At 58.8% G+C, this 24,629-nt stretch carries 26 protein-coding genes; 6 read left to right on the top strand and 20 right to left on the bottom strand.

From position 1 onward, the window contains the following. Window positions 1-54: 54 nt before the first annotated feature. Complete coding sequence (locus BLW36_RS00275; RefSeq protein WP_244506066.1) at window positions 55-798, top strand: glutaminyl-peptide cyclotransferase; 744 nt, start codon at window positions 55-57, stop codon at window positions 796-798. Here the strand turns inward: BLW36_RS00275 and BLW36_RS00270 are convergent. Continuing rightward, entirely contained in the window at window positions 795-1,229 is a 435-nt protein-coding gene (locus tag BLW36_RS00270; protein WP_139304776.1) for a hypothetical protein, read from the bottom strand. The genes BLW36_RS00275 and BLW36_RS00270 overlap by 4 nt on opposite strands. A gap of 151 nt (window positions 1,230-1,380) precedes the next feature. Here BLW36_RS00270 and recQ point away from each other — a divergent pair, with 151 nt between their 5' ends. Then, window positions 1,381-3,177, top strand: coding sequence for a DNA helicase RecQ (gene recQ, locus BLW36_RS00265; protein ID WP_091383811.1), 1,797 nt, complete (start codon window positions 1,381-1,383; stop codon window positions 3,175-3,177). On the opposite strand, the gene BLW36_RS17300 is transcribed toward recQ, so the two are convergent. Beyond that, a complete protein-coding gene (locus tag BLW36_RS17300) occupies window positions 3,171-3,467 on the bottom strand; it encodes a hypothetical protein (RefSeq protein ID WP_170833074.1) in 297 nt (98 codons plus the stop codon). The two genes, recQ and BLW36_RS17300, sit on opposite strands and share 7 nt — an antisense overlap. Here BLW36_RS17300 and BLW36_RS00260 point away from each other — a divergent pair. Further along, on the top strand, window positions 3,466-4,140 hold the full coding sequence (locus BLW36_RS00260; RefSeq protein ID WP_170833073.1) for a DUF4919 domain-containing protein: 675 nt from the start codon (window positions 3,466-3,468) through the stop codon (window positions 4,138-4,140). The genes BLW36_RS17300 and BLW36_RS00260 overlap by 2 nt on opposite strands. Before the next feature lie 32 nt (window positions 4,141-4,172). Here BLW36_RS00260 and BLW36_RS00255 read toward each other — a convergent pair whose 3' ends face one another. From BLW36_RS00255 to BLW36_RS00190, 15 genes are all read right to left on the bottom strand, one after another. Beyond that, entirely contained in the window at window positions 4,173-4,637 is a 465-nt protein-coding gene (locus BLW36_RS00255; RefSeq protein WP_091383807.1) for a GFA family protein, read from the bottom strand. An 80-nt stretch (window positions 4,638-4,717) separates the two neighbouring features. Next, the gene (locus tag BLW36_RS00250; protein ID WP_091383805.1) at window positions 4,718-5,185 is read right to left on the bottom strand and encodes an AAC(3)-I family aminoglycoside N-acetyltransferase; all 468 of its coding nucleotides are present in this window, start codon (window positions 5,183-5,185) and stop codon (window positions 4,718-4,720) included. Window positions 5,186-5,277: 92 nt separating this feature from the next. Further along, window positions 5,278-5,676, bottom strand: coding sequence for a fosfomycin resistance glutathione transferase (gene fos, locus BLW36_RS00245; RefSeq protein WP_091383803.1), 399 nt, complete (start codon window positions 5,674-5,676; stop codon window positions 5,278-5,280). 126 nt (window positions 5,677-5,802) lie between these two features. Continuing rightward, a complete protein-coding gene (locus BLW36_RS00240; RefSeq protein WP_170833072.1) occupies window positions 5,803-6,483 on the bottom strand; it encodes a hypothetical protein in 681 nt (226 codons plus the stop codon). 245 nt (window positions 6,484-6,728) lie between these two features. Further along, the gene (locus tag BLW36_RS00235) at window positions 6,729-7,226 is read right to left on the bottom strand and encodes a nucleoside deaminase (protein WP_091383800.1); all 498 of its coding nucleotides are present in this window, start codon (window positions 7,224-7,226) and stop codon (window positions 6,729-6,731) included. A 70-nt stretch (window positions 7,227-7,296) separates the two neighbouring features. Continuing rightward, window positions 7,297-8,232 carry a hypothetical protein gene (locus BLW36_RS00230; protein WP_091383798.1) on the bottom strand — a complete coding sequence of 312 codons (936 nt, stop codon included), beginning with the start codon at window positions 8,230-8,232 and terminating at the stop codon, window positions 7,297-7,299. Window positions 8,233-8,509: 277 nt separating this feature from the next. Continuing rightward, window positions 8,510-10,237, bottom strand: coding sequence for a diguanylate cyclase (locus BLW36_RS00225; protein WP_091383796.1), 1,728 nt, complete (start codon window positions 10,235-10,237; stop codon window positions 8,510-8,512). A 127-nt stretch (window positions 10,238-10,364) separates the two neighbouring features. Next, a complete protein-coding gene (locus BLW36_RS00220) occupies window positions 10,365-10,766 on the bottom strand; it encodes a CDGSH iron-sulfur domain-containing protein (RefSeq protein WP_211567152.1) in 402 nt (133 codons plus the stop codon). Window positions 10,767-10,792: 26 nt separating this feature from the next. Then, window positions 10,793-11,599, bottom strand: a complete 807-nt coding sequence (locus BLW36_RS00215) for an OmpW/AlkL family protein (RefSeq protein ID WP_170833071.1) — start codon at window positions 11,597-11,599, stop codon at window positions 10,793-10,795. 175 nt (window positions 11,600-11,774) lie between these two features. Further along, window positions 11,775-11,921: a hypothetical protein gene (locus BLW36_RS17295; RefSeq protein ID WP_170833070.1), complete on the bottom strand. Its 147-nt coding sequence runs from the start codon at window positions 11,919-11,921 to the stop codon at window positions 11,775-11,777. Window positions 11,922-11,939: 18 nt separating this feature from the next. Then, window positions 11,940-12,752, bottom strand: coding sequence for an OmpW/AlkL family protein (locus BLW36_RS00210; RefSeq protein WP_425286745.1), 813 nt, complete (start codon window positions 12,750-12,752; stop codon window positions 11,940-11,942). Window positions 12,753-13,166: 414 nt separating this feature from the next. After that, window positions 13,167-13,976, bottom strand: a complete 810-nt coding sequence (locus BLW36_RS00205; protein WP_091383790.1) for an OmpW/AlkL family protein — start codon at window positions 13,974-13,976, stop codon at window positions 13,167-13,169. A gap of 310 nt (window positions 13,977-14,286) precedes the next feature. Continuing rightward, the gene (locus tag BLW36_RS00200; protein ID WP_091383788.1) at window positions 14,287-14,592 is read right to left on the bottom strand and encodes a BolA family protein; all 306 of its coding nucleotides are present in this window, start codon (window positions 14,590-14,592) and stop codon (window positions 14,287-14,289) included. 35 nt (window positions 14,593-14,627) lie between these two features. Continuing rightward, window positions 14,628-15,410 carry a co-chaperone DjlA gene (djlA, locus tag BLW36_RS00195; RefSeq protein ID WP_091383787.1) on the bottom strand — a complete coding sequence of 261 codons (783 nt, stop codon included), beginning with the start codon at window positions 15,408-15,410 and terminating at the stop codon, window positions 14,628-14,630. A gap of 294 nt (window positions 15,411-15,704) precedes the next feature. Next, window positions 15,705-16,589 carry a LysR family transcriptional regulator gene (locus BLW36_RS00190; protein ID WP_091383785.1) on the bottom strand — a complete coding sequence of 295 codons (885 nt, stop codon included), beginning with the start codon at window positions 16,587-16,589 and terminating at the stop codon, window positions 15,705-15,707. Window positions 16,590-16,834: 245 nt separating this feature from the next. Between BLW36_RS00190 and BLW36_RS00185 the strand changes: the two genes are divergently transcribed. Together BLW36_RS00185 and BLW36_RS00180 are read left to right on the top strand one after the other, a co-directional pair. Next, window positions 16,835-17,536, top strand: coding sequence for a type 1 glutamine amidotransferase (locus tag BLW36_RS00185; RefSeq protein WP_091383783.1), 702 nt, complete (start codon window positions 16,835-16,837; stop codon window positions 17,534-17,536). A 527-nt stretch (window positions 17,537-18,063) separates the two neighbouring features. Then, the gene (locus tag BLW36_RS00180; protein ID WP_091383782.1) at window positions 18,064-19,350 is read left to right on the top strand and encodes an alginate export family protein; all 1,287 of its coding nucleotides are present in this window, start codon (window positions 18,064-18,066) and stop codon (window positions 19,348-19,350) included. Between the two features lie 118 nt (window positions 19,351-19,468). Here the strand turns inward: BLW36_RS00180 and BLW36_RS00175 are convergent, their stop codons facing one another. Genes BLW36_RS00175 through BLW36_RS00165 form a run of 3 tightly spaced genes read right to left on the bottom strand, consistent with a single transcriptional unit; the run spans window position 19,469 to window position 22,882 of the window. After that, window positions 19,469-20,782 carry a sodium ion-translocating decarboxylase subunit beta gene (locus BLW36_RS00175; RefSeq protein WP_091383780.1) on the bottom strand — a complete coding sequence of 438 codons (1,314 nt, stop codon included), beginning with the start codon at window positions 20,780-20,782 and terminating at the stop codon, window positions 19,469-19,471. 20 nt (window positions 20,783-20,802) lie between these two features. Next, on the bottom strand, window positions 20,803-22,593 hold the full coding sequence (gene oadA / locus BLW36_RS00170) for a sodium-extruding oxaloacetate decarboxylase subunit alpha (RefSeq protein WP_091383778.1): 1,791 nt from the start codon (window positions 22,591-22,593) through the stop codon (window positions 20,803-20,805). A gap of 55 nt (window positions 22,594-22,648) precedes the next feature. Then, a complete protein-coding gene (locus tag BLW36_RS00165) occupies window positions 22,649-22,882 on the bottom strand; it encodes an OadG family protein (protein WP_091383776.1) in 234 nt (77 codons plus the stop codon). Window positions 22,883-23,316: 434 nt separating this feature from the next. Between BLW36_RS00165 and BLW36_RS00160 the strand changes: the two genes are divergently transcribed. Continuing rightward, complete coding sequence (locus BLW36_RS00160; RefSeq protein WP_091383774.1) at window positions 23,317-24,321, top strand: tRNA dihydrouridine synthase; 1,005 nt, start codon at window positions 23,317-23,319, stop codon at window positions 24,319-24,321. Window positions 24,322-24,629 lie beyond the last annotated feature (308 nt).

Genomic DNA, 24,629 nt, shown 5'->3' with positions numbered 1-24,629 from the left:
TCGATGCTCAACCTTCTAATACGACACTGCCGTCTACTACTGCTGCTGTTGCCTGTGGCAGCCGCGGCAGAGACGAGTCTTGAGGCAATCCCCTTCACCACCCTGGGCGAGCGCAGCCGTCCGGCGGATCACTTTACCCAGGGGCTTTTCTTCGATGGCCAGCGCTGGTGGGAAAGCAGCGGCCTCTACCGGCGCTCCTGGCTGGCCGAGTATACCGATCCGGGCGCCAATCCCCTAAGGCGCAAATGGCTGGCTGCGAACCGCTTCGCAGAGGGCCTGACCGTCCTCGACGGCAAGGTCTACCTGCTCACCTACAAGGCCGGGGAATTACAGATTTACCGCGCCGGTGACCTGACGCCGCTGGGCGTGCGCCACTATGCGGGCGAAGGCTGGGGCCTGACCAGTGACGGCGAGCAGCTGATCATGAGCAACGGCAGCGACGAGCTGACCTACCGCGATCCCGACACCTTCGCGATCAAGCGGCGGCTCAAGGTCCACGGCGGCGGTGAGGACTGGTCGAATATCAACGAACTGGAGTACGCGCGGGGGCTGATCTGGGCCAATATCTGGCAGGACACCCGCATCATCGCGATAGATCCGGCCAGCGGGGCAGTGAAAGGCGTCATCGACCTGCGGGAACTGGTGCCGGACTCCCGCCACCCGGATGTAGTCGCCAATGGCATCGCCTGGGACGAGGCCCGCAACGGACTCTGGGTAACGGGAAAATTCTGGCCGAAGCTGTACCTGATCCGCCCGCAGGGGCTGGGGTTCGAAAACGACGGAGAGCCGAGCGACTAGCCGCGGTAGTAATCAATCACCGTCAGCACACCGCCGCTGCGCACCTGATCGAGAGCGGCGCCCTTGATCTGCAGGCGGAAGCCGTGGCCGCGGCTCTGCAGGCTGATCCCATCCGGACCGCCGGCGCCGTCGAACAGCATCGAGTGCCGGCCGTCATCGCCGCGCCACTGCACGCCTTCCACCTTGCGCATGCCCGGCAGTTCCAGGGTCAGGGTGTGCAGGTTGTCCGGCAGCGGCTGCAGTTCCACCCGCGCGATGCCGCTGGCCGTGGCTACCGAGTAGGCGAGCTGGTTTTCCGGCGCGGGTTGCCAACCCAGGTGGGTATCTGCGAGAGCGGACTGGACCAGCGTCCGCGGAGGAGTGGTGGAGCATCCGGCGAGGCTTCCCAGCCCGATCGCCAGCAGCAGAGACAGCATTATCGAAGCACGCATAGCCTTATCCTTAGCCTATCGCTGTGATGCGACGATTATAAACGTGAACCCCATCACAAAACAAAACGCGCAAGATTGTAGTCCATTATTTGAGCTGCCGTGAGGATGGCCCCGCCACATAGTGAGCTCCCGCGCGGTATACTCCGCCACCATGAACTCTCCCCAAGATATTCTCGAACACGTCTTCGGCTATACCCAGTTCCGCAGCCCCCAGGCAGAGGTGATCGACACCCTGATGGCCGGGCGCGATGCGCTGGTGCTGATGCCCACCGGCGGCGGCAAGTCCCTCTGTTACCAGATCCCCGCACTGGCGCGGCCCGGCTGTGGCGTCGTGATTTCCCCGCTGATCGCGCTGATGCAGGACCAGGTCGAGGCGCTGCAGGCCGCCGGTGTCCGCGCCGCCTTCCTCAACTCCTCCGTGGCTTTCGACGAAGCCCAGGATATCGAGAGCGCGCTGCTGCACGGCGAGCTGGATGTGCTCTACCTGGCGCCGGAGCGGCTGCTGCAACCCCGCACCCTGGGGCTGCTGCAGCGGGCGCAGCTGTCCCTGTTCGCGATCGACGAGGCCCACTGCGTATCCCAGTGGGGCCACGACTTCCGCGCCGACTACCTGCAGCTGAACTGCCTGCACGAACAGTTCCCCAACGTACCGCGCATCGCGCTGACCGCCACCGCGGACCAGCGCACCCGCGCCGAGATCGCCACCCGGCTGGATCTCGAGGATGCCCGCCACTTCGTCAGCAGCTTCGACCGCCCCAACATCCAGTACCGCATCGCGCAGAAAGACAATGCGCGCCGCCAGCTGCTGCAGTTCCTGCAATCCGAACAGCAGGGCAACGCCGGTATCGTCTACTGCCTGTCGCGGGCCAAGGTGGAGAGCACCGCTGAATGGCTGTGCCAGCAGGGCTTCACCGCCCTGCCCTATCACGCCGGCCTGCCGGCGGCGACTCGCGCCGAATACCAGCGCCGCTTCCTGCGCGAGGAAGGCGTCATCGTCGTTGCCACCATCGCCTTCGGCATGGGCATCGACAAACCGGATGTGCGCTTCGTCGCCCACCTGGACCTGCCCAAGAGTGTCGAGGCCTACTACCAGGAAACCGGCCGCGCCGGGCGCGACGGCGAGCCGTCCACGGCACTGCTGCTGTACGGCTTCGAGGATGTGGTCAAGCTGGGGCAGATGGTGGAATCGTCCGATGGCAGCGAGGAACACAAGCGCCAGGAGCGCGCGCGCCTGAACGCCATGCTCGGCCTGTGCGAAATCACCAGCTGCCGCCGGCAGGCACTGCTGCGCTACTTCGCCGAGGAACAGCCGGAGCCCTGCGGCAACTGCGACACCTGTCTGGAACCGCCGCAGACCTGGGACGCCACCGAGGCCGCGGCAAAACTGCTGTCGTGCGTCTATCGCACCGGCCAGCGCTTCGGCGCCGCCCACGTGATCGACGTGCTGCGCGGCTCGGAGAACGAGAAGGTGCGCAAGTTCGGCCACGACCAGCTGACCACCCACGGCATCGGCACCGAGCTGTCAGCCAACGAGTGGCGCGCGGTGGTGCGTCAGCTGGTGGTGCGCGGCTACCTGGAAGTCGAGGGCGAGTTCCAGGGCCTGCGCCTCACCGAGGCCTGCCGCCCGCTGCTGCGCGGCGAGGAAACCGTGCAATTGCGCAAGCTGCCGCCGAAAGCCGCGCGCGCCGAGACGCGCCGTGCCGCAGCCGCCGCAGATTTAACCCCCGCCGACGAGCCGCTGTGGGATGCGCTGCGCGCCTGCCGCAAACAGCTGGCGGACGAACACGGCGTGCCGCCCTATGTGGTCTTCCACGATGCGACACTGCGCGGCATGGTGAGCGCTCGCCCACAAACCCGGGAAGAACTCTTGGCGGTATCCGGCGTTGGCGACAGCAAACTGGAACGCTTCGGCGATGCCTTCCTGGCGGTGCTACGCGACTTTCAATGATCAATGCCCGGCACACCTGAGGTCCGGACTCGTTGCGCTTCTGCAGCAAGCGCTGGCCGGCCAGCGGTGTGCGCGAAGGAGCGCAGTTCAGCTTCCCGATCAATAGCTAAGTGTTCTCCAAAAGACCAAATAAAAAAGGCAACTGAAGGCTGCTTTTTATTAATCATCTCCAGTACCCATGCACAAAATTGATCAACGGACGCAGCCGGCCGATAATCAAACGGCTTAGAGCCCATGCGCCACAGCGGTGCAAAAAATAACCATACCGACCATTGCAGGAGCCGCGCCATGAAATACCTTGCCCTCGCCAGCCTCGTGTTGCTCGCGGCTTGCGCCAGCACCACCCCAACCGACGAGGCGCCCTCACCCGAGGCTGCGGCACTGGCCGAAAATGCTAACGCTGACTGGTATAAGCAGTCTCTCGCGACCCTGAGACAGAAGGGTGATCAGGCGGAAACCGCCGATTTCCAGCGTGTGCGCGAGGCCTACACCACCACCCGCCGCTACGCCCCCTATATGGATCCCGTCTATGACGTCATGAAGTACGGCATCAACCAGATGCACAAGGGTAACGGGAAGGCCTGCGCTCAGGCCGCTGCGAAAATCGTCGCCGCCAACTTCACCAGCCTCACCGGCCATTACCTGGGCATGGTCTGCAACAGGATGCTCGGCAACCGGCAGGTCGCAGAACAATACAAGTTCGCCCTGAACGGCTTCATGGACGCCATCCGTGCCACCGGCAACGGCAAGACCATGGAAACCGCATTCGAGACTTACAGTACGCAGGAGCTACGCGCGTTTCTGCAGTTGCAGGAGCTGGAGATCGTCGATCAGTCGTTGGTGCAGGGCGAACAGGGTGTCTTCGATCAGATGAAAGTCCGGGATCCGGAAACCGGCAGGGAATACTCGCTGTTTTTCAATATCACCAAGCAGTGGGCCAAGGGCATGACTGCGCAAAAATAGCGTCTGAGCCTTCAGCCCCGGCGAACGGAATATCAGCCCCGGCGCGAGGAAAAATAGGCACGCAACGGATCGCGCACCACGTCGTCCGTCGGCCCCTCGTCCAGCTTGACGGTGTGCGGCAGGAACGGATGCCAGGCCTCCGCACGGGAGACCCACACCTCGTGGGTCGGCTCGAACACACTCTGGTCATCGAGGCCGCCCACGGCCAGCAATACCACCCCGGGCATATCCGGCCAATGGGCCGATATCGGCGAGCCGCACTCGCCGCAGGAATTCCTGCGCAACGTGCGCCCGCTTTCCGCCTGCACATCGTAGAAGTGCAACTCGGTATCAATTTTGTATTCCAACCGATCGGCCGGCACGAACATCGTCGCCGCGAAGGCAGCGCCGCTGGCATGCTGGCAGTCGCGGCAATGGCAGATCAGCTGGACTATCGGCTTTTCCGAGCATTCGTAGCGGACCTTGCCGCAGGCGCAGCCGCCGGATAGAAGTGGCATTATCAGTGTCCGATTCTTAGTGAGTTAATATTCCAAGATCGCGAAGCGGATTGCTCCCTGGTACCGGTTGTCGCGTTGTGTCAGTTGTTTCCCTCGATCGCAATGTCGAAGTGCAGGACATCTTCACGCGTTCCCAATTTCGTATACAGCGCGATGGCGGGCTCGTCTTCGATGCCGGTATCGGCCTGGACGAAGACGACATAAGCCCCGCGCTCTGCCGCGACCCTCTTCAGTTCTTCGATCAATTTCGAAGCAATACCTTCGCGCCGATGCGCTGCTGAGACGGCCAGATCGTAGATATAGACTTCACTGCGTTCTTGTTCAAATTTTTTAAGCTCGTAGGCCGCAATGCCGCCGACAACACTGCCATTCTTCAAAGCGGCCAGCGCAATGAACGAGTCACCACCCAGCAGCCGCCGAAGGTAATCCGCACTCGGACGATTCCCGGTGTAGGTGTCTGCGTCGCCAAAAGCTTCGCCGAATATCGTGGTTAGCGCTTCCATCAGAGAGACGTCGTCAGACTTGAGATGGTGAATGATTATCGACACTAAACACTCCTAATCGGTATTACACCACGGATCAGCGCGCCTTATCACACCCGGCGGCGAAGGCGCGAAGTTAATTGACTTGCAACATTTGCCTACATCCATACCAGCCCTGGAAACGGCTTGGATTTGAGAGACTCCAAACGACTTTCTAAGCTACCACTATGAATCTCTAACTTATGACCGTTAGGGTCTAGAAAATAAAGTGAACTTCCTTCACTACTATTTTGTTTCCATTCAGCCACATTTGCTGCGCGATGCTTCTCAGAAACCGCGTTGAAATTATCCTCAGGCACATCAAATGCTAAATGACAGTAATCCTGACTGCGCTTTGCTTCATCATGTGACAGACAAAGCCAAACATCACCCAAGCTAAGGTCTGCCCCGCTGTCCCAGCGAACATGCGGCTTCATTTCCAGCAGATTTGTGTAGAAATTCAATGAACGCCGCAAATCATTTACTGCAATGGTGATATGGTTTAACCCTCTTAGCACTGAATCACCTCAGGAATTAGAACGACATACATAGCGGCCGCATTCTCTGTGTGCTTGTTTCACGATCATGGCAGCGAAGCGACGCTGCAAAAGCACGCAAAATGAGACATCGACTGCATTGCGCCCTTATATAGCTCCGCTGTGCACTAACGAATACCCCAATGCGGCGATCCAGGACACTACTAGCAGAAGCACTATAAGCATTCCCAGTTGTAGAAAAACCATAGCGCTACGACCGTGTGTAGCACCCTTGCTTCGGGATAGCTCCATGAGCGCCTGGCCACCACTGAAAGGCGGAATCGGCATGAATGCGAGTGCCGCAATCTTGCCCATCACCAGAGCGGCAGCTTCAAGAGGCGATTCGCTGACGACCGGCCAAAAACTCGCCAACAACTTCTGCGCATAAGTGAACGGACTTAATGCACCGCGCGGGATCTGATAAAACGCCGCAGTGAAGGCCTGCACGGCTTCGCTGCCGATGATCAGCACTGAGCAGAATAGGATCACGGCAGGGCCGACCAGCATCATAAATGCCCTTGGAAGGCGACCGAGAGAACTGAATAGCTCGCCGGGCACATTGCCGTAATTGTCGATATTGCCGGCATCCTTGAAGGTCACACTACCGCTGAAAAGCCAAGGGCTCAGCGATACAGTTGATTCTCCTATGCGGCCCTTTACCTTAGGACCCCACACACCAAGCTGAATCGCAGGGATACCGATACCCGCGGCCCTAAGGACCAAGGCTCCACTCACTGTAGAAACCACGATAAAAAAAACAACGGAAACGACGATAACCAGCATAGCCATGCTGCCTCTCAAACTATCAAATGGCACAATAGCAAACTGCGTATTATTTATTATTTACACAATAACCGGCAACGCGTTCTCCGAGAAAACGCACAATACGACAAGCTTCCAACCGTATTGCACAATTAGAATGGGCCAGTTGCTCTATCAACATATACCAGCTTGTGACTGACGCCCTGTTACCCCTAACGACTTTCAATATTCAGTAACCAAAACGGCTATTCACACTGCACATTACCGGGTACTTATTCTCGATCCTTGCGCGCCTGCCAGTCCCGGTACAGCGCAGGCCCTTCGGCGAGCGGTAGATATTCCATTTGTAATTGGCGCTGCGGCGCCGGCAGCGTGAGTTCACGGTAGATGTCGGCGCTGGAGAGGCCGTAGGGCTCGCCGTCTTCCTGTGAGCAGGCGTAGTAGACGGCGCTGACGCCAGCCAGATACATGGCCGACAGGCACATCGGGCACGGGTGGCCGCTGGCGTAGATAGTGCAGCCATCAAGGCGCGGTTCGCCCGCCTCGATGGTGGCGCGGCGCATGGCTTCGAGTTCCGCGTGGCCGGTGAGGTCGCCGTTGATATGAATGGTGTTGACGCCCTCGGCGATAATTTCGCCATCGCGCACCAGCACCGCGCCGAACGGGCGACCGCCCTCGTGCACGACATTGTCGCGCGCCAGCTCCAGTGCGCGGGCGAGGAATTTGCGGTGCTGTGCCGCCTGAGGATCTTGATCCGCCGTATGACTCATCACTTGCCTGCCCTGCTATCCATTTACTCGGCGAACAGGATAAGCCATCAAGCGTGATGATTCCGGTGGATCATTTCACCACCTCGATACCAATGCCCATGTGATCGGTAACCGCCGCGGCACTGCTGCCGTTCTGGCCGGATACCGGCGTGCACTGGGATAGGTAGACCATGTTGTCCACCCCCACGGTCGCGGTGTTGTACACGGCCACATCGTACTTGCGACTGCCGGTACTGTTAGTCCCGCCGAAGCTGCGCTGGTAGGAATCATAGGGCTGGATGGTGGCGCCCGGGTGCGCATCGGCGAAGGCCTGCCCCACCGCCCTGCCGAGGATCCGCTGGGTGAAGCCGTTACTCGGCTGGTTGGTATCGCCCATAATGATATCGATCTGCCCCGCCCCCAGGTGCAGCAGGTGGTTGTTGATCCCCTTGTAGAAATCCACCGCGGCGGATTCACTCTTGGCGATGGCATTGGGCACATGAACGAATACCGCATTGACGTTACCGGTCCTGATGGCAACCCAGCCAAAGCCCTCACCCAGGGCGCGGTGCTGGCTGTTGTTGGCGGCGTGCACGCTGAAACAGTTGCACGCCTTGCTGGCCGAGGAGACGGAAAACAGCTGGCCGGCGTTCTGCTGCATGGAGTTCCACGCACTGTGGCTACCGTCCAGTTCGCCGTACACGAGCAGATCGCAACCGCCCAGCGCGCGGATCAGCTGCTGGTGGGTCTGGCGAGCCTTGCCCTGTACCATCGCCAGGAAGCTGGCATCGTCGTGCCGCCCCTTGGCCATGTAACCCTGCTGGGCTGTCGACAACAGCTCGGCGGGGCCGTGCACCGGCACATGCGGCGCAACGCCGTCGGCGGTGGGCATGCTCAGCATCCAGCGGCTGCTGTTCGCGGCGATGGAGTCGTGGGTCATACGGGTGAAATGCTGCGAGTTCGAGGCGCTGATGCCGTGTTCGGTACTGGAGTTGGAGTTCAGGGACTGGTAGGCAAAGATGGGCACGGCAACATTCCTCTGTTTGTTTTTTTTAAACGCGTCAAAACCCCGATTTTGCAGTTAAAAAACCGAGAAATTTCGACGATGGCGCTATTCCTTTGGCGCCAATAAGGGCGGAGTAACTATCTCCGCTTCGAGCGATTAATGCCATAGCTTGAGTAGAACAATAGGGATAAATTGGCGTGTAACTTTTCTTCGGAGAATGTGCCGGAGCCCGAAAAATAACAGAAAGGAAAGCGAGCGTTCGGGTAGCGCCACGTCACGCAATTTTGGATAACCGCGATTATTGAACCTGCGCGGGTTCCCGCCTTTTTGTCACTGCGCCGGCATCTGCCTGCCCGACCTCCGGCGCACTCACCACGACCCGGTTACGGCCCTGCTGCTTGGCCCGGTACAGCGCCATATCCGCGGCCTCGAACAGCTGCAGTGCCGCATCGAAGTTGCCGCGCTCCAGGCTGGCTACGCCGATACTGACTGTCAGTGGCATCTCGTACAGATCCAGCTCCGCCACCCTGCGCACCAGGCGCTGCGCAATGACCGCCGCCTGCTCCTCGCTGGTGCGCGGCAGCAATATCGCGAATTCCTCGCCGCCGTAGCGGCAGGGCAGCACCGGTTTGCGTACCTGCTTCAGCACCAGGTCGCCGATGGCGCGGATGGCGCGGTCGCCCTGGCGGTGGCCGTAATGGTCATTGATGGCCTTGAAGTGGTCCAGGTCGAGCATCAACAGCGACAGCGGCGTCGACGAGTGCACGGCGAAGCTGAATTCCCGCGGCAGCTGTTCCTCGAAATAACGACGGTTGTACAGGTGGGACAGCTCGTCGATGTAGCCGCGCTTGCGGATCTCGTTGACCCGCGCCCCCAGTGCCAGCGACAGCAGCACCATCTCGATCAGCGCGGCCACCTGAAACGCGTTGTGGGTGAAAGGGTTGTGGGGCAGCCAGCCGAAGGTCTTGAATACATAAACAACGACACTGGCGAGCAGCGCGACCCAGCCCACCATAAAGTAGCGCGCCGAGATTGAACCCCGCAGCAGACTGATCGCCCCCATCACCATCAGCAGCACACTGGTAATCAGCGCGAATATCGTGAAGGCGGTGACCATCAACCGATAACTGACGAAGGGGGCAATAACCGTCAGCGGTATCATGATGTACAGCAGCAGGCGCGCAAGCCGGTCAGTGCGCGGCGCCAGCTGTCTGCCGGCACAGATCTCGCGCCCGAACTGGACGCCCGATATCAGCGTCAGCCCCAGCATGAACACCAGGCTTTCATTGGCGAGCCAGGGATTGTCAGGCCAGACAAACTGGAAAGAGACACCGTTCAGCGCACCGAAGTAGAGGCCGTAGCTGAGCACATAGCCCATGTAATAGACATAGGCCCGGTCCCGCACCGCCATAAACAGGAACAGGTTGTAGATCACCAGCACCAGGAAGCCGCCGTAGTAGATACCCAGGAACAGCTGTTCGACTTCCAGTTTGGATAGGTAGGCAGTCTCGCTACTGACGGACAAGCCGATATTCAACGCGCCCTGGGAGGCAAAGCGCAGGTAAAAGCTGCGCTCGCTCTGCGCGGGCAGTGTGACCGGGAACATGAATTCCCGCAGATTCAGCGGCCGACTGGCAAAGGGCAGACGGTCGCCGGTGGCGGTCTTGACCCAGTTGCCGCTGTCGTCCCGGGCCCAAAAATCCAGGTAATCGATCAGCGGGTAATCCTGCCGGATCAGCAGTGTCAGCGGCTGTTCGGTGGGGTTGCGCAGGGTGAAGGACACCCAGTAGGCGGAGCGGGAGTAGCCGAAGTTGGCCGCGGGCTGGTCCCAGGCTGTCAGCCTGGCCTGGTATTCCGGTGTCTGCAGCTGGGCAAAATCCAGCTCGCCGCTACTGTCTTCCAGCAGGCGCAGGACCGGTGTCAGTGATGTTGGTTGCAGATCCGGGGTGACTGTGAGGGTTTCCCCGTAGACGCTGCCGCACAGGCAGAGCCACAGCAGTCCCCAGAAGGTAAATGCCCGTTTCATCCCTAATAGCCCGTGTCATCGTTATATCGTTATTGGCAAGCACTACCACTGCTTCCGTGCGTGGCGCGGCAAGGGACGATGGTATCACAAGTGTGGCGGGAGGCGACTGCAGTCCGATTACCGCTTATTACAGCGCCCTCTCCTGCCCCACATCCGCCGGCGTGAACTGGTTGTGGTGACCGTCGCAGAAGGGGCGGTTCTCGGTGTGCTTGCAGCAACACAGCCAGAAATCACCGCTCTCCTCCACGGTGAACCTCAGCGGTTTCAGGTCCGTGTCCTTGTGGCTGCCGTCGCAGAATGGCTGTGTGGCGGAGCGACCACAGACACAGAAGAAGTAGGCTTTGCCCGCCTCCAGGTGCACACGCTTGGGCAGGTTATTGGCGACGACGGGTGAGGTCATGTTTAGGGCCTGGAATCCTGGACTATTCGGTACGGTGTATTCCCCCATGCGGGGCGCAAAGAAGTTCAGCCACGCAACCGAAGCGCGCGCCGGACCATTCGAGTGCGCGCGAACCTGATATTCACGCATGGATTCTGTCAGCGAATGACTGGCAATCAGAACTTATAGCCGATACCGAGGTTGTAGATCCACGGGTCGAACTCCACATCTGTTCTGGCCGCATTAACGAAGAGCCTGGGATCGATTTCACTGGGAACCGTAAAATGCAGGTCGGCATCGAACTCGACATCCAGATACTGAACTGCGACATTGACCAGCCAGTTGCTGTCGCGCCCGAACATGACGTCAACACCGAGCTGACCCGCCCATCCCCAGGTATCTTCGACAAACAATCTCGCCTGACCAATGCCGTCCGACACCAGGGCAAAGTAATCATTGGCGTCGAAACTGAATCTCACATTATCGAAGTCCGTGTAGTGGCCGCCGATACCCACGTATGGCTGCACCCAGGATTCGATACAGACTGGAAACCAGTTGAACATCAGCAGCCCGGTACGCCGTTCGATATCTCCTGCCTTGATTCTGTCTCGTTCGAAAGGACTTTGCAGGCCAAATAAATCCACATCGTGTTCGGAATTGCCGATATAGCCGACCTCCACCGAGAAGTGGTCGATCGGCATGAAGCCGGCCGTCACGTTCCAGGTGGTTTCGCTGTCGATGTCGTATCTGAGCCCATCCAGAAATGGGTAGACATTCCGATTGAAGCGCCACTTGCCGGTATCGTCATCGGGCTCGATATACGAGGCGCCAACACGCACCATCACGGTTCCAGCGCTATAGACAGCCGGAAGCACCTCCGGCGATGACACGCCAACATCGGCAGGTTGCGCCACTCCGGTAACAGGCAGCGAGGCAGAGAGCGCAGTCAATGCCAGAGGTACCAGTATTTGCGTCCTTTCCATAACCGAGAAATCCATTTATTGAGCGAACATCCAACAGCAACTCGTCACATTTCATTCTAGACATTGAGAGATGGCGGATTCGAGAAAAGACTGAAAAGACGATATGGATAGTGGGTAAACTTCGAAAAAGTGGCACAAAACCGGCCATGAGATTTATTAAGAGACAGCCCAGCGTTCACTCCCCAAAAAGATACTGGCAACCAGCTTCAATCGCCATTGACCAGCAGAAAATTACCAACCGGCGGAAAAACGGGAAGCCGACAGCTACCTTGCCGATGTCGCTCTGGCCCATGAAAAAAGGCGCCGAAGCGCCTTTTTCCACGGACAGATTATCCGGCGATCAGAACTTGTAACCGATACCGAGGTTCCATACCCAGGCATCCAGATCAAGCTGTCTGCGCGCGGCACGGACGAAAGTTCCCGGCTCTAGTTCACGGGGAAATGCATAATGCAGATCCGTTACCGTATCCACGTCATGGTATTGGCCCGCGAGGTTAACCAGCCAGTTGCTGTCGCGTCCGAACATGATGTCAACACCGAACTGGGCACCCCAGCCCCAGTCGTCCTCGAAGTACATCGTGGCCGGCCCGGTAATCACCTCATTCAGATCCGACAAATAGTCATTGGCGGTGGTTCTGAATCTGAGGTTGTCGAAGTCGGTGTAAATGGCTCCAAGACCAACATACGGCTGTATCCAGGACTCCTTGCACACCGGGAACCAGTTCAGGAACAGAGTACCGGTCTGGCGATCGACACTACCGACACGGAGCCTGCCGTCCAAGGGTTCAAACTCCGGTCCGATTGCCGGAAGCACAGGCTGTAACAAGCCGGTCCAGTCGACATCGTGCTCGGTGGTACCGATATACCCCAGCTCAATCGAGAAGTGGTCTATCGGCATGAAACCCACGGAGAAGTTCCAGCCGGTATCATCATCGATGCGGTATCCGAGCCCCTCGAACTCCGGGAACAGATCCCGGTTGTATCTCCAGCGGCCGGAGTCGTCATCCGGATCTACCCAAGACGCACCGAGCCGCAGCATCACGGTGCCTGCCTCATAGACTGCCGGCGTTGCGGCAGGCGGAGGCGGGGCATAGCCGGATGGACCGGCGGATGCCGCGACGGAAACTACAGCAGAGGAAACTGCTAGTGCCATAGGTGCCAGAATGCGCGTCATTTTCATAAGTCATAACTCCATTGATATTCGGCTAATTCAACAGCAATCAACCCAATCATTTTTCAGTCTAGACACGAAGAGAAACGCTTGTAGAAAAAACACCCAGATCCGGACCTGTAATTTGGAACTTTTGCGTAAATTTGGCGCGTGATATTTTTTATTGGCGCGTAATTTGTCAGGCGCAAAAAGAGACATCAGCGGCGGGACAAACAACCATCTACTCCGGCGAAATTTCCCCACTGTTTGCTGCACCTATATCAAGCACGAATACACACTTTTGCCGCCAGAACTAACGCAGTGAAAAATTCTGCAAAGTCACGAAATCTTTGGCTCATCAATCGCGCAATAAAAAAGGGCGCCGAAGCGCCCTCTAACGAGTATCGATTTAACAATTCAGAAAGAGAATTTGTAACCGACACCCAGGTTAAAGATCCACGGATCATACATATAGTCGCCGGAGAAGGCTTCTACAATCCGATCGTCCAGTGGTACCGCCACAGGCTCTATTTCGATAAGCTCGAATCGCACATCAGATTGCGATTGTGTATAGATTGCTGCGGCATTCACCAGCCAGCTGCTGTCGTGGCCAAAATTGAAGTCCACACCGAACTGCGCGGCGTAGCCCCAGGAGTACCCCATGTTCAGCCTACTTCTGAAGCCAGCTTCCCGCAGCGCACTGCGTCTCCAGCCCTTGAATTTTTCACTGCCGAAATCCGTATAGTTGATACCAAAACCGGCATAGGGCTGTATCAGGCAGGACGGATCCAGCGGATACCACTTCATCATTAACGTGGTAATTTCGGGCTCGAATTCGGCGAGGTTTCCTATCGTTACACCGGGCAACAAAAACTCAAGTGCCCGCCGAGCTCTGCCGCCACTATGGGTGCCACCGTCGGTATAGTTGAGCTCAACGCCCCAGTGATCTGTTGCCTTCCACTCAAAGTTGACAAACCAACCCCACTCTTCATCGGGATCGATGTTTCCCCGGAATGAACGAATATCAAAGAAATCGAGGCGCTCATCCGTAAAGGTAACTTGATCCTGTCTCGGACTGACATAGGAACCGCCCACACGGACAATGAATTCCTGTTTCTCGGGCGGAGGCGGAGGCGGGGCATATCCAGAAGGCCCTGCGGACGCTACACCAGATACCGCCAGAGCCAGAGGCGCCAAAGCGGGGACTAAAACACGCGTCATCTTCATTTGCTAACTCCATTTAGACATTCAGCAGGTCAAACAGCAACCTGCTCAATCATTGATCAGTCTAGTCGCGTGAAATATCCGTTGTAGAAAAAAAAACCAATTATTGGCGTAAAAAAAGAACCTTCCTGCGAGTTCGGCACGCTAATTATTGTTTTGGCGGCAGAGCTCTCTTACTGCGCAGGGAAATTGCGCGACCGTAGGAGAATGAATACTGCGATAGCAGATAGACTGCGCGTCTGGGAGGCCCGCCGAGAATTCGGCGAGCTTTTTTGAGGGGGAATAAATCGGCGCAATAACCGACCGGGAGAAATTATTTTTTACCACCGCCAAGACATTGCGGGCTCTGCGCTGCCGCACCTTGCCATTCATCAGGGCTGAAGGTGTGTAGTGCGAGCGCATGGATCGGACCGGCCATTTCCTCGGCAAGCGCCGCATAGACCTTCTGGTGGCGCTGAACCTTGCGCAGTGAGCTAAACGCATCGCTGACCAGCACTACGCGAAAATGCATTTCCGATCCCGCCGGCACATTGTGCATATGGCTCTCGCACTGTACTTCTATATGCTGCGGGGCAAATGCAGCGGTCAGTTTCTCTTCAATTTTTTCTGCAAGGCTCATAAAAAACTCTCGGCAAATTCAGCTCTTCAAACGGCTCAGGACGCCACAGTCGCCTTGCGCTTGCGCGCTTCGACGATAGTATCGTAGGCAACAGTGACGCTTTTCATCTGGTCTTCCGCGTAACGCATAAACTCTTCCGGAAGTCCCTTGGAGGCAATCTTGTCCGGGTGGAATTCCGCCGCCTTGCGGCGGTATGCGAGCTTGAGGTCGCGATCGCTGGTCTCGGGCGTGCACTCGAGCACATCGTAATGCTGCTTGAGGCTGCTGGACGATGCCGGCGCGCGGTGATCGAACTCGCCCTGCATAGCGGAAAATATCGACTCGTGCAGGCCCAGATCGGCGGGAATGCGGCGCAGGATTTCCTCTTCCGCGGTATGCAGCTCGCCATCCGCGTAAGCGACGGCAAACAGCAGTCGATACACCATTTCCCGCATCGCCTGATTGCGCACCAGTTGCTGATACTGGCGCGCGTAGTCGTAGATGCTGTAGCCGTCGTTCTTGGCATTCTGGAAAATCTTGATCGCCTGCTTGCGATCCTCGGCACTCAGGCGCAGGTTGTTCTGCATGAAGTCTTCGATCAGCTGGACTTCCGCCTTCGATACCTGCCCGTCGGCTTTGGCCATCTTGGCCAACATCGAAAATAGCGTGACGATAAAAATGGTCTGCGCCCCGTCGCGGTTCAGACCGGCAGCCGCCGCGCCGACCCGCTGCAATCCGGAGCTGAAAGAACTGCCGATCCAGGCGCCCAGGGCAGCACCAATCGGGCCACCAAACATCAAACCGATACCGGCTCCAATACCCGCGCCCAGCCAGGACATATCTACTCCTCCGAGCGCCGCACCGCGCCCCAAAACGTGAAAAAAAGCGCGCCTATCATAACACGCGCACCGCCGCCTAAACGGAATATCTAGACTGCGCGGTCAGGCTTTTACAAGGCACAATTGCCGGCAGCAGGCATTCGACTAATCCCCACTACCGACCGGACTCGGCGAGCGCTGGGTAGCGCCGCTGGTACCTGCAGTGAACTGGCGATAGCCGCGGTCACCGGGCGAGCGTATCTATTAATTGCTTAAATCCTCCGAATCATTCAGGCCGAACAGTATGGGAGACACTCAGATGGCCGGCACCAGTCGATCCAGCCAGCTCTCGCGGCCGCCACGCCAGACGACGATCAGGTTTTCGGTGCAATGATAGGGGCAATCAACCACCTTGATTCGCACGGCGCCGATCTCGCCAAGCAACTGTTCCGGCAGGTAGGCGAGCAACTCACCGTCCATCACCATACTGCACAGCACACCGTAGTCATTTACCACCGCGCCGATCCTGCGCGGCAGCGCATCCTCGCGCCAGCCGTCGCTGCCGATGCCGCGTTCTTCGCCACAAAACGGGGAAACCGTCGGCGCTGCGAACGGATACTGCAGAATCGTTGTCGTGGTCACCTCGACCGGTCTTTCTTTCCGCCCCGCCACCAGTGGATGTGATGGCGCCGCGGCAACGCGCATGGTGGTGGAACCGATGGCCCGCACCGACATGCCGCTCGGGATCTGTGCGGTCATGGCGTCGGTCACCAAGGCGAAATCCGCTTCGCCGCGCACCAGCATCTTCAGTGCCAGCGACTCGTAAGCCGATGTCATGGAGAGGCGCGCGTTTTCGTGTTGCTGCGCCAGCACCTGCTGAATGCGCCGCGCCCACTGCAACTGCAACATCGCCGGCGCCGCCACACGGCACTCCAGAGTGCGGGCCAGGCCACCAAATTCGGCCCGGGTCTGCTGCGCCATGGCGACGATTTCCGCCGCGCGCCGCTGCAGGCGGCGCCCTGCGTCGTTGACCCGGATCTGCTTGCCGACCCGGTCGAACAGGCGCGTGTCCAGCGCCGTCTCCAGCCGGCGCAACGACTTGCTCAGGCCACCCGCCGTGGTATCCAGGCGATCTGCCGCGCGCTGCAGGTTCTCGGTGGCAGCGATAACCAGGAACTTCTCCAGATCCTCTATTTCCATTTTGGAATCAATACCGTACGGTCAAGAATCGATTGGTCACTAATGTATGGCTAGAATCGGCGCCTGACAAGGGCTGCTATCGACAAGTGCTACCCGGGTGAGGCCACGAGGGAACCAGCACCGGATCTACTACCGGCGTCCCAGCGGCAAGATGACTGTCAGGATCAGATAGCGGGCTGCGACCATGGCCCACGCAAGAGGACGGAAAGGATGCAGTTTCATAGGACCGGGGATATGCAATAGCCATGGGTAACCGGCTACTGGTCATACAACACGAAAAGCACGAGGGCCCCGGCTATATCGCCGACTGGGCTGCTGCGCGCAATATTGAGCTGGTAGTTGTCGACCCGAAAAAAGAAATCCTTCCGGGCGGTGGTTACGATGGCCTGGTAATTCTCGGCGGGCTGATGGACGTGCGCGATTGCGACGAATTTCCCTGGCTCGCCGGGGAAATCGACTGGTTAGGCCGGGTCCTGCAGCAATCCGTGCCGGTACTGGGGATCTGCCTCGGCTCACAACTTCTTGCCCACGCCCTCGGTGCCGAACTTATCGAGATGCCGCAAGAGGAGCTCGGCTGGTTGCCCGTCACCTCGGTGCGGGACTGGACGCTGGGAACCGGCTTGGTGTTTCACGCACACAGATACCGCTTCGCCATTCCCGCCGGTGCCCGCTGCCTGGCCGAATCCAAGCTCTGCCCTCACCAGGCATTCTCCGCCGGCGATAACATTCTCGGCCTGCAGTTTCACCTCGAGTGGACGGCAGAGGATATTGAGCGCCTGTTCCCGCATTATTTCACCAGACACGGTTCGCCGGAAATATTTCACGAAGCCAGCCGGCGCGCCCTGTTCGAAATACTCGACCGTCATTTCAGCCCACTGGTCAGCGCCGGCGCCCCATGCCGCCCCCCCTCCCCGCTACTGCGCTTCGTCCAGCGGCTGCATCTTTAAGCAACTACGTTTAGATAAGCTGTAAGGTAGCCATTCAGGCCGGATGCCATGTATGAAAATATTGCGCGGCACCATAACCGGCAATGGCAGCCCGCTGCGAGGGAACCGCGCCTCCTTGATTGCCGCGTTTTAGGGCCGCGGGCCGATTCAACGCACCATTGGCGGCTCGCGCACCAGTACGGCCGGAAATCCTAAATTCCTGTCCGCTTGCCGTTAGACTTCTCCTGCATCGCCCGCAAACAGTCAGCGGCCATGCCAGGCGGCCCGCCATACTGGCGTCAGCCTTCGCTTGGCGCGCGGTTCCTATCTGGCAAACACTGAATTTCACTACTAGATTTTTACCTCAGCGGGTGTTGCCCGAGTGGTGAATACCGTCGGGCGCAGCCGATACTGCTCGACACTATCACTGCCTTCGAAATTCCCGCCACTCCCGTTACGTTCACTGCTGGGAAAGTTCTGCACGTCATCGAAACACGGCCTCGGAATGATCCCGTGCACCAGGTCGCCCTTGAAGCGGATGCAAGTTTATGGATTACCGTCGCAATTGTCTTACCCGCGGCCGCTCGATGGCGCTCACCGGAACACTGCCGGTGCTCAGCGTGTTTTGTTTCTGCCAACCGGCCTGGTCCGATCACGCCACTGCCACCGACCTGAACGACGCGATAATGCACAGCTGCGCGGACGTCGATTTTCGCTACCGGTATGAACGGGTCGACCAGGAAAACTTCTCCAAAAACGCCAATGCCAGCACCCTGCGCAGCCGCCTGACCTGGCACACTGCCACGCTGCACAACTGGGTCGGGCTGGTCGAAGTGGACAATATCGCAGCGATCGGCTCCGAGCGTTACAACTCTACCGTCAACGGCAAAACCCAGTACCCGGTGGTGGCAGACCCGACGGATACGGACCTGAACCGGATACAGGTGCAGTACAAGACCAAACCGTTTACCGGCACACTCGGTCGGCAGCGTATCAACCAGGACAATCAGCGCTTCGTCGGCGGTGTCGGCTGGCGCCAGAACGAGCAGACCTTTGATGGCGGGCGCGCGGAGTTCTCAATGGGCTACTACGCCAAGGGCTGGCGTGGCGACGTGGCGTGGATAGGGAACGTCAACCGCGTTTTCGGACCCGATGGCCCCAATGCAGACCTCAGGGGTACGGTTATTCCCGTCCGCCTGCCCTATACACCGGTAGAAAACCACGAACTGGTGCCCTATCTCTACTGGTTCGATTTTGACAGTGGGCGCAACAACTCCAACGGCGAAAACTTTTCCACTGGTACACTGGGCCTGCACTATCACGGCTCCTGCCCGCGTGGACAAAGATCCTTTGCCTGGGACTGGTGGCTGTCGGCGGCCATACAGAAAGACATTGAAAATAACCCCAAGGATTACACCGAGCGCTATTTCCTGGCCGAATCCAATGTCAAATTTGAACACTTCAGTTTCGGTGGCGGCTACGAGTATCTGGGGGGCACCGGTAAAGCCGCATTCATCACGCCGCTGGCAACGCTGCACAAGTTCCAGGGCTGGGCCGACCAGTTCCTCAACACTCCCGTTGATGGCGTCGGCGACGCCTATGTGAAGGGCGGCTTCAAATGGGGCAGCTTCAATTTTGGTCTGATCTATCACAACTTCCGCTCGACCACGGGGGGCCTGGACTACGGTAATGAAACCGACGCAGTGGCCGAATTCAAGGTTAACCGCTGGCTGAAACTGCAGGCGAAATACGCGGATTACCGGGCCGATGAGTTCAGCCAGGACACGGAAAAATTCTGGTTTTCCATATTGATCAATCCCTCCGCGCCCAAGTAATTTCTGCACCTTATCTTCAGGGGAAGATACCCTGGCATTTACCGACTTGCTCCCGAACATAAAAAAGGGCGAACCCTGCGGTTCGCCCTTTTTGATTGACTCAAGGCCGCTGAGGTTATCAGCCGGTCATCGTGCGCACCATCGTGATCATGACACCGGCGGCCACCGCCGAGCCGATCACACCGGCCACATTCGGGCCCATCGCGTGCATCAGCAGGAAGTTGTGCGGGTTGGCCTCCAGGCCGATCTTGTTCGAAACCCGTGCCGCCATCGGCACCGCGGATACGCCGGCGGAACCGATCAGCGGGTTGATCTTCTGCTTGCTGACCGCATTCAGCAGTTTCGCCATCAGTACACCGGCAGCGGTACCGATAGCAAAGGCGACGATACCCAGTGCCAGAATACCGAGCGTCTTCGGGTCCAGGAACTTGTCCGCCGCCAGCTTGGAACCCACGGACAGGCCGAGGAAGATGGTCGTGATGTTGATCAGGGCGTTCTGCGCCGTATCGGACAGGCGCGCTACGACGCCGCACTCACGCATCAGGTTGCCGAAACAGAACATACCCAGCAGCGGTGCCGCGTCCGGCAGGAACAGCGCCACCAGGATCAGCAGCAACAGCGGGAAGGTGATCTTCTCGCGCTTGCTCACGTGGCGCAGCTGCACCATCTCGATCTTGCGCTCTTCCGGAGTAGTCAGCGCACGCATAATCGGCGGCTGAATCAGCGGCACCAGTGCCATATAGGAGTAGGCCGCCACCGCAATGGCACCGAGCAGGTCTGGGGCCAGCAGGCTGGAAACGTAGATCGCCGTGGGGCCGTCGGCGCCGCCGATAATACCGATGGCGGCCGCGTCGGCGATGGAGAAATCCATAATGCCCGCCACGGACAGACCCACCGCACCGAGTACTGTAGCGAAGATACCAAACTGAGCCGCCGCACCGAGGAACAGCGTGCGTGGGTTGGCCAGCAGCGGACCGAAATCCGTCATGGCACCGACGCCCATAAAGATCACCAGCGGCGCAACGCCGGAGGCGATGGCGACGTTGTAGAAGTTATACAGCATGCCGTTGTTGAAGCCGGCGTCCAGCGCGTACTGGGTCGCCTGGGTCTGCACCGCCGCCGACGCATTGGCCAGTGCCTCTTTCAGCGCGTATACGGAATCCGCGCCTTCGACACCGAGGATCTGGGCCAGCTGCGCCAGTACGGTTGCATCGCCGGACGCCAGTGCCGTCTCCGCCGCCGACAGCGCCAGATCGGCACCGGGTATATTGGCGAGGATGCCGCCGAAACCGATAGGCACCAGCAGCAGCGGCTCGAAATTCTTGCGGATGGCCAGGAACAGCAAGACAAGGCCGACAAGAATCATCACGAACTGACCGGGCGCCATCTGATAGGCGCCGGACGACTGCCATAGATTTAGTAAATTATCCACGTGCGACTCCTACCCCTGCGTTACGCGATAGACAGCAGGGCATCGCCTACCGCCACGGAATCGCCTTCTTTGATCGCGACACTGGTGACGCTGCCGGCGCGGGGCGCGCTGACCGCGGTTTCCATCTTCATGGCTTCCAGCACGATAATGGTCTGGCCCTCGGTGACCTGGTCACCGGGTTTGACCAGAACCTTGAAGATATTGCCCGCGAGCGGCGCCTTCACCGGCTCGCCACCGCTGGCCGCAGGCGCAGCGCCCGCGGCCGCCGGCGCAGTGGCAGAACCGCTGACCGGAGCGATGCCGGTCAGGTCGCCACCGTCGGCAACCGTGACGGTATATTTCTGCCCTTCGACTGTGACCGTATACACTTCCTCGCCCTGTTCGTTCTTCACCGCACTGCCCTCATTGCCGGTGGGCACCGGTTCGAAGGCATCCGGGTTGTCGCGGTTCTTCAGGAACTTGAGGCCAATTTGCGGGAAGAGCGCGTAAGTCAGTACGTCATCTATTTCCCGGTCACCCTCTTCCAGCTCGATATTTTCATCGCTGGCCTTTTGCTGCAGTTCTGCTGTCAGCTTGTCGAGTTCCGGCTCCAGCAGATCCGCCGGGCGGCAAGTGACGGGCTCTGCGCCTTCCAGCACGCGCGCCTGCAATTCTTTGTTGACCTCCGCCGGCGTCGCACCGTACTCGCCTTTCAGCACCGCGGCGGTCTCCTTGGAGATGGACTTGTAGCGCTCACCGGTGAGCACATTCAGTACCGCCTGGGTGCCGACGATCTGGGAGGTCGGTGTCACCAGCGGAATAAAGCCAAGGTCCTCGCGTACCCGCGGAATTTCTTCCAGTACTTCATCCAGGCGATCGCCGGCACCCTGTTCACGCAGCTGGTTTTCCATATTGGTCAGCATGCCACCGGGTACCTGGGCCACCAGGATGCGCGAGTCGACGCCGCGCAGCGAGCCCTCGAACTTCGCGTACTTCTTGCGCACCTCGCGGAAGTAGGCCGCGATCTCTTCCAGCAACTCGATATTCAGTCCGGTATCGCGGTCGGTGCCTTCGAGAATCGCCACCATCGCCTCGGTGGGGCTGTGGCCGTAGGTCATCGACATGGAGGAAATCGCGGTATCGATATTGTCGATACCAGCCTCGACGCACTTCAGCGCGGTGGCAGTGGAAAGGCCAGTGGTAGCGTGGCACTGCATGTGGATCGGAATGTCCACCGCAGCCTTCAGCTTTTTCACCAGCTCGTAACCCTCGTAGGGGCGCAGCAGGCCGGCCATATCTTTGATCGCGATGGAGTCCGCCCCCATGTCTTCGATCTGGCGGCCGAGGTCCACCCACAGGTCCATGGTGTGCACCGGGCTGACGGTATAGGAAATGGTGCCCTGGGCGTGTTTGCCCTGCTTCTTCACGGCGCGCAGTGCCGTCTGCAGGTTGCGCATATCGTTCATCGCGTCAAACACGCGGAATACGTCCACGCCGTTTTCCGCCGCGCGCTCGACAAATTTCTCCACCACGTCATCGGCGTAATGGCGGTAACCGAGAATATTCTGGCCGCGGAACAGCATCTGCTGCGGCGTATTCGGCATGGCTTTTTTCAGTTCGCGAATACGCTCCCAGGGGTCTTCGCCGAGATAACGAATGCAGGCGTCGAAGGTGGCACCGCCCCAGGATTCCAGGGACCAGAATCCGACTTTGTCGAGTTTCTCTGCAATCGGCAGCATGTCGTCCAGTCGCATGCGGGTCGCAAACAGTGACTGGTGGGCGTCCCGCAGGACTACGTCGGTAATCCCCAGTGGCTTTTTAACCTCAGTCATGGGTCGTCTCTCTCGGCAAAATTAATGGAGGAAGGTCAGCAGTATTGCGCTGTTGTTAGCGTCTCTTGCGATGCTGTTCGATCGCCGCCTTGATAATGGCGCGCAGGCGCGCGTCATCACCGGCTGAGCTGCTGGGTGTCGGAGCCGCCGGCTCCGCTTCGGGAAAGTTGCGGGTAATAATGCGGGACATAATGCCGGTGCCGATCACCAGCAAAAGCAGGAATGAAAATACAATTCCCATGCCGAACAGCGTGATGTCCAGCCCCTGTTGAAGTAGCGTGTCTTGCACTGTTTTATTCCCCTAAGTATTCAGGCAATAAAACCGACCATCCTGAACGGTTTTATTTGCACCCGCAACACAATGGTATCGCTATGCGATTTTATATACGCGTTACGGTTGTTTATCGGCCCGCAGCCGGCTGCCACAATACCCGATTCGATTAATTTTCCTGACAAATTCTTATGGCGGGTATCCGTACACAGCGGGCGCTATTATCAATACAACTTGCTTTTAAAATCAAACACTTATTAGTTTCAGCCGCAACGATAACAATATAAATGACGGGTTAATTTATTTGTTACAGGCGATGTAATTTGCGCCTAAACGACAGCGATATCGACGGCTTAACTTGAACGGTAAATCTGATCACTTTTACACCACTCCGGCCGCAAACTGATAGAATACGCGCCCACTATTCGGCCAGAGCCCCCAGGCACCAATTTATGACCGCAGAGACAGATTCGTTGCTACCCAGAATCTACCAGGCCCCGATGGAAGGCGTGATTGATCATCACCTGCGCGCGCTGCTGTCTGCGCTCGGCGGCGTGGATATCTGTGTCACCGAATTCGTGCGCGTCACCGATACCAAGTTACCCCGACGGGTATTCACTCGCCTGTGCCCGGAGCTGGAAACCGGTGCCGCCACCGCCAGCGGCGTACCCGTGCGCCTGCAGCTACTCGGCGGCAATCCCGAGCCCATGGCCGATAACGCCATCCGGGCGGTCGCCGCCGGCGCCAAGGCCATCGACCTGAACTTCGGCTGCCCGGCCAAGTCGGTCAACAACAGCGACGGCGGCGCCTGCCTGCTGCAGAGCCCGCACCGCGTCGAGGCGATCGTCGGCGCAGTGCGCCGCGCAGTGCCGGACGAGATCCCGGTGACCGCCAAGATCCGCCTCGGCTATACCGACAGGTCCAGCTACCTGGACAACGCCCGCGCCGCCGAGGCCGGTGGCGCCAATGAGCTGGCGGTCCACGCCCGTTCCAAGGTGGACGGCTACCGGCCGCCGGCCTACTGGGAATATATCGGGGAGATACGCCAGCGTCTGGCTATCCCGGTGATCGCCAACGGCGATATCTGGACGGTGGCCGAATTCCAGCGCTGTCGGGAAGTGACCGGCTGCAGTGCCTTTATGTTTGGCCGCAGCCTGCTGGCGCGGCCGGATCTGGGGCTGCAGATCAAGGCCCTGTGCGCCGGCCACGACTACACACCGATGGCGTGGCGACAGGTGGCGGAGTTGCTGTGGGACTACTACCAGACCACCCGTGAAGTCTACCCGGCCAAGTACCTGGGCAACCGCATCAAGCAGTGGCTCGCCTACCTGAAGCTGGCCTTCCCCGAGGCCCAGGTGTTCTTCGAGCGCATCAAGCGCCACCGGGAGGCGGAGCTGATCGAGGCGGCTTTCGCCCGGGAACTGATGGCCGCGACGCCGGAGACCGAGGCGGCGTAACCATCCGCTAGAGATTGTGACGCCAAAACTGCCACTCCCAAATCTTGAGCTTTGCCTGCTTACGCTGATCACACTCCTAGATCGCACCCTATAATTAGCGCCATATTTAAAATTGTGGATGCTCCTGCCCCTCTGTCTGCTTACAGGATCTGCGCAGACTCGGCCCTTGATCTCATCCCTGCCCCCCCGCATTTCTTCAGTGCTGCAGCAAATACGGCGTGTTCGGCGAAGTTGGATCCAGACTGTCTCCTTGTGCATCAGCAGATCTGATGAACAATCGGCCGAACGCAAGTATCAAAAGTACAATG

The organism is Microbulbifer marinus, from assembly GCF_900107725.1.
In the GTDB taxonomy this organism is placed as follows: Bacteria; Pseudomonadota; Gammaproteobacteria; order Pseudomonadales; family Cellvibrionaceae; genus Microbulbifer; species Microbulbifer marinus.
Note: the sequence above shows the minus strand (reverse complement) of the source record. Positions and strands in the feature narration are given on the sequence as shown.